The sequence below is a fragment of the Promineifilum sp. (SeqCode) genome, from assembly GCF_041918635.1.
Classification (GTDB): Bacteria; Chloroflexota; Anaerolineae; order Promineifilales; family Promineifilaceae; genus Promineifilum.
In genome coordinates this window covers 1-3,909 of the sequence record NZ_JAYRVJ010000695.1, presented here as the reverse complement: position 1 = coordinate 3,909, position 3,909 = coordinate 1, and the positions used below count along the sequence as shown (strand labels likewise).

Sequence of the window (3,909 nt, the reverse complement as noted above, 5' to 3'; positions counted from 1 at the left end):
TTTCTTTTTTTTCTTTATTTTTCTCCTCTTTTTAGCTCTCTCCAATCCACCCTCCCCCCCTGCCCGCGCCCCCGGGCGGGCGGGGCGTGCCCCCCCCCCCGGGGTCGGGGCGCGCGCCCCCCCCCCCCCGCCCCCCCCCCCCCCCCCCCCACCCCCCACCCCCCGGCGTCTCAATCCGCACCACGTCGCCCGGCGCGACGGCGAAGGTGGCCTTGCCGGGCAACTCGATCACCTCATCGCCGCGGATGAGCGTGTCGCGGCCGGGCGCGCCCGCCGAGCCGCCGGCCAGCCCATACGGGCCGCGCCGCCGTCGCTCGGCGGTGATGGTGACCGTCGCCGGGGCCAGGAAGCGGATGGCCCGCGTCAGGCCGTCGCCGCCCCGATGCTGGCCCTCTCCGCCCGACCCCTGTCGCAGCCGGTATTCCTCGACGCGGATGGGGTAGCTGTACTCCAGCGCCTCCACCGGTGTGTTGCGCGTGTTGCTCATGTGGACGTGGACGCCCGACGCGCCATCGGCCGCCGGCCCCGCCCCCGCGCCGCCGCCGCTGGTCTCGTAGTAGGCGAAGTGGGACGCGGGCGCGGGCCAGCCGGGTGGGTAGGCCCCGCCGAAGGTCAGGTTGTTCATCGTCCCCTGGCCGGCGGCGGGGATGAGGCCGGGCAGCGCCCCGGCCAGCGCGCCGAAGACGACGTCGACCACGCGCTGCGACGTCTCCACGTTGCCGGCGGCCACCGCATGGGGCGGCGGCGGGTCGAGCAGCGACCCCGGCGGGATGCGCACGGTCAGCGGCGCGAAGACGCCCGCGTTCATGGGCAGGTCTACGTCGAGCAAGGCCAGCGCTACGCAGCGCAGGCAGTAGACGACGGCCGATTCGACAATGGCCGGCACGGCGTTGAGGTTGCCGGCCACGGCCGGGGCTGTGCCGGTGAAGTCGGCCGTCAGATGGTCGCCGGCGACCGTCAGCGCGACGTGGATGGGCACGGGCGCGTCCGTCTGGCCGTCGTCGTCCAGCGCGTCGGCGAACTGGTAGTGGCCGTCAGGGATGAAGCGGATGGCGGCGCGGGTCAGCGATTCGGCGTAGGCGATCAGCGCTCCGGCCTGGCGCAGCGTCTCGTCGAGGCCGTAGCGGCCGGCGATCTCTTGCAGCCGCGCCGCGCCGGTGGCGTGGGCCGCCAGTTGCGCGGCCAGGTCGCCGTCGCGTTCCCACGGCGCGCGCACGTTGCGCAGGATGAGCTGCCACACCGCCTCGTTGCGCTGCCCCGCCTCCACCAGCTTGATGGGCGGGATGATGAGGCCCTCCTGGTACAGTTCGGTCGAGAGCGGCATGGAGCCGGGCGACATGCCGCCGACGTCGGCGTGATGGGCGCGGCTGGCGACGAAAAAGTTGTCAGTTGATAGTTGATAGTTGTTAGTAGACGAGCCTTCTAATAACTGATTACTATCAACTGTCAACTGACAACTATCAACTGCCAACTGCTCCACGAACACCGGCGACACCAGCGTAATATCCGGCAAATGGTTGCCGCCCAGGTAGGGGTCGTTGAGGATGACCACGTCGCCGGGGTGGAAGGGGGCGCAGCGGGCCACGGCGGCGCGCACCGAGGCGGGCATAGCCCCCAGGTGGACGGGGATGTGGGCCGCCTGGGCCAGCAGTCGCGCCTCGCTGCCCTCGCTCAGGAAAACGGCGCAACTGTAGTCGAGCCGCTCCTTGATGTTGGGGCTATAGGCCGTCCGGCCCAACGTCACGCCCATCTCCTCGGCCACGGAGGCGAAGAGGTGGTTGAAGATGGTGAGGGTAGCAGCGTCCATCGAGTGACGAGTTAAGAAGCTCACGCAAAGAACGCAAAGTGCGCCAAGAACGCAAAGAATTATTCTTCTTGGCGCTCTTGGCGCACTTTGCGTTCTTTGCGTGAGATCTTCTTATTCCTTAAACACAGGCAGATTGCCCAGGGCGATAACCCGCGACCAATCGTCTTCCCCCTCGGTGAAGATGGCCGCGATCTGGGCCACCTCGCCCCTGGCCTTCAGCACCAGCTTCTCCATGCCGTTGAGCGTGCTGCCGGTGCTGATCACGTCATCTACGACGATGACGCGCTTGCCCTGGATGAGGGCGCGGTCTTTCTCGTCCAGGTAAAGCGTCTGTGGCGTGCCGGTAGTGATCGAGACCGTCTCAGCGCTGATCGCCTGGCCCATGTAGCTCTTGTAGCTCTTGCGCAGGACGACGTAGGGCAGTCCCATGAGGGCGCTCATCTCGTAGATGAGGGGAATGCTCTTGGCCTCGGCCGTCACCAGCACTTCGGCGCGGACATCCTTCAGCCGCTCGGCCAGCGCCGCGGCGGCGGCCTTGACGACGTAGGTGTCGCCCAGCATGTTGAAGACGGCGATGCGCACGCCGGGGGCGACTTCGAACAACGGAAAGTGGCGCACCAGTCCGGCCACTTCGACGGTATGGGTATCGCGTGAGTTCATTGTCTGTGCGCTCCTAAGAAGAATCCGCAGATTACGCAGATTACGCAGATTTCTGTCTACCGACCACGTAGGGGCGGGTTTCAAACCCGCTCCTACCGGCGACAAATGCCTTATCGGCCGGAGTTCGTTAGAATGAAGTGTACCGTAGGCGAGTGGCGTGACAAGGAGCAGACGATGAAAGCGATTGAGGTGCGAGGCGATAAGGAACGGCCGGAACTGGTGTGGGGCGAAGCCCCTGACGTGACCATTGGGCCGGATGAGGTGCTGGTGGAGGTGCGGGCGGCGGCCGTCAACCGGGCCGACCTGTGGCAGGCGCGCGGCGCCTACCCGCCGCCGCCGGGGGCCAGCGAAGTGCTGGGGCTGGAGATGGCCGGCGTCGTGCGCGAGGTGGGCGCGGCCGTGGCCGGGCCGCCGGCGGGTTGGCAGCCGGGCGACCGGGTGTGCGCCCTGTTGCCGGGCGGCGGCTATGCCGAGCGGGTGTCCGTGCCGGCCGGGATGTTGCTGCGCCTGCCCGATGACTGGTCGTTCGCCCAGGGTGCGGCCGTGCCGGAGGTGTGGTACACGGCCTATATCAACCTGTTCGACGAGGGGGCGCTGAAGCCCGGCGAGATCGCGCTCATTCACGCCGGGGCCAGCGGCGTGGGCACGGCGGCCATTCAGTTGGCGGTGGATGCCGGGGCGCGGGCCTTCGCCACCGCCGGCAGCGCGGAGAAGGTGGCGCAGTGCCGGGCGCTGGGCGCGGAGCTGGCGATCAACTATAAGGAGCAGGACTTCCTGGTCGAAGTGCTGGCGGCGACGGGCGGGGAAGGGGTGGACGTGATCCTCGACCCTGTCGGCGGCTCCTACCTGGAGCGCAACATCCGGGCGCTGCGGCCGTTCGGCCGGCTGGTCAACATCGCCAACCTGGGCGGGCCGAAGGGGGAACTGAATATGGGCCGGGTGTTGGGCAAGCGGCTGCGCATCATCGGCTCGACGCTGCGCGGCCGGCCGGTGGCCGAGAAGATCGCCATCACCCGTAAGTTCGAGGCCGACATCTGGCCCAAGCTGGCCGGCGGACAGGAGTCCGCTCGGCGGCTGCGGCCAATCATCGATAGCGTCTTCCCCATCGCCGAAGCCCAGGCGGCGCATGAGCACGTCCTGGCGAATCGCAATGTAGGCAAGGTTATCTTGCAAGTAGGGGAGTAAGAAGCTCACGCAAAGAGCGCAAAGATTGCTAAGAACGCAAAGAAGAAAATATTCTTAGCGTTCTTGGCGTCCTTTGCGCTCTTTGCGTGAGCTCTTATCCCCTATCCGATAGAGACCAACGCCGCCCGCGTCTGGGCAACGGCGGCGTCGAAGTCCAGCGCCTGGCCCCTTTCCCAGGCCGCGGCGAAGGCAGCCGCGCCCATCTCCGCCTCGAATTGCGGCCGGGCGGCGGTGACTTGCGCCCGGAAGCCGGGGAT

General features: G+C 67.7%; 3 protein-coding genes. 1 reads left to right on the top strand and 2 read right to left on the bottom strand.

All coding sequences use genetic code 11. The features are described 5' to 3' along the window. Nucleotides 1–31 precede the first annotated feature (31 nt). Nucleotides 32–1,831, bottom strand: coding sequence for a hydantoinase B/oxoprolinase family protein (locus tag ACE3UY_RS20365; RefSeq protein WP_374689314.1), 1,800 nt, complete (start codon nt 1,829–1,831; stop codon nt 32–34). An 87-nt stretch (nt 1,832–1,918) separates the two neighbouring features. Beyond that, entirely contained in the window at nt 1,919–2,467 is a 549-nt protein-coding gene (locus ACE3UY_RS20360; protein WP_374689313.1) for a phosphoribosyltransferase family protein, read from the bottom strand. Between the two features lie 174 nt (nt 2,468–2,641). Between ACE3UY_RS20360 and ACE3UY_RS20355 the strand changes: the two genes are divergently transcribed. Then, nucleotides 2,642–3,652 carry an NAD(P)H-quinone oxidoreductase gene (locus ACE3UY_RS20355; RefSeq protein ID WP_374689315.1) on the top strand — a complete coding sequence of 337 codons (1,011 nt, stop codon included), beginning with the start codon at nt 2,642–2,644 and terminating at the stop codon, nt 3,650–3,652. Nucleotides 3,653–3,909 lie beyond the last annotated feature (257 nt).

What these genes read in the sequence shown, in the direction of transcription:
- ACE3UY_RS20355 (WP_374689315.1), top strand. Translation starts at nt 2,642, where the DNA reads ATGAAAGCGATTGAGGTGCGAGGCGATAAGGAACGGCCGGAACTGGTG.
- ACE3UY_RS20360 (WP_374689313.1), bottom strand. Translation starts at nt 2,467, where the DNA reads ATGAACTCACGCGATACCCATACCGTCGAAGTGGCCGGACTGGTGCGC.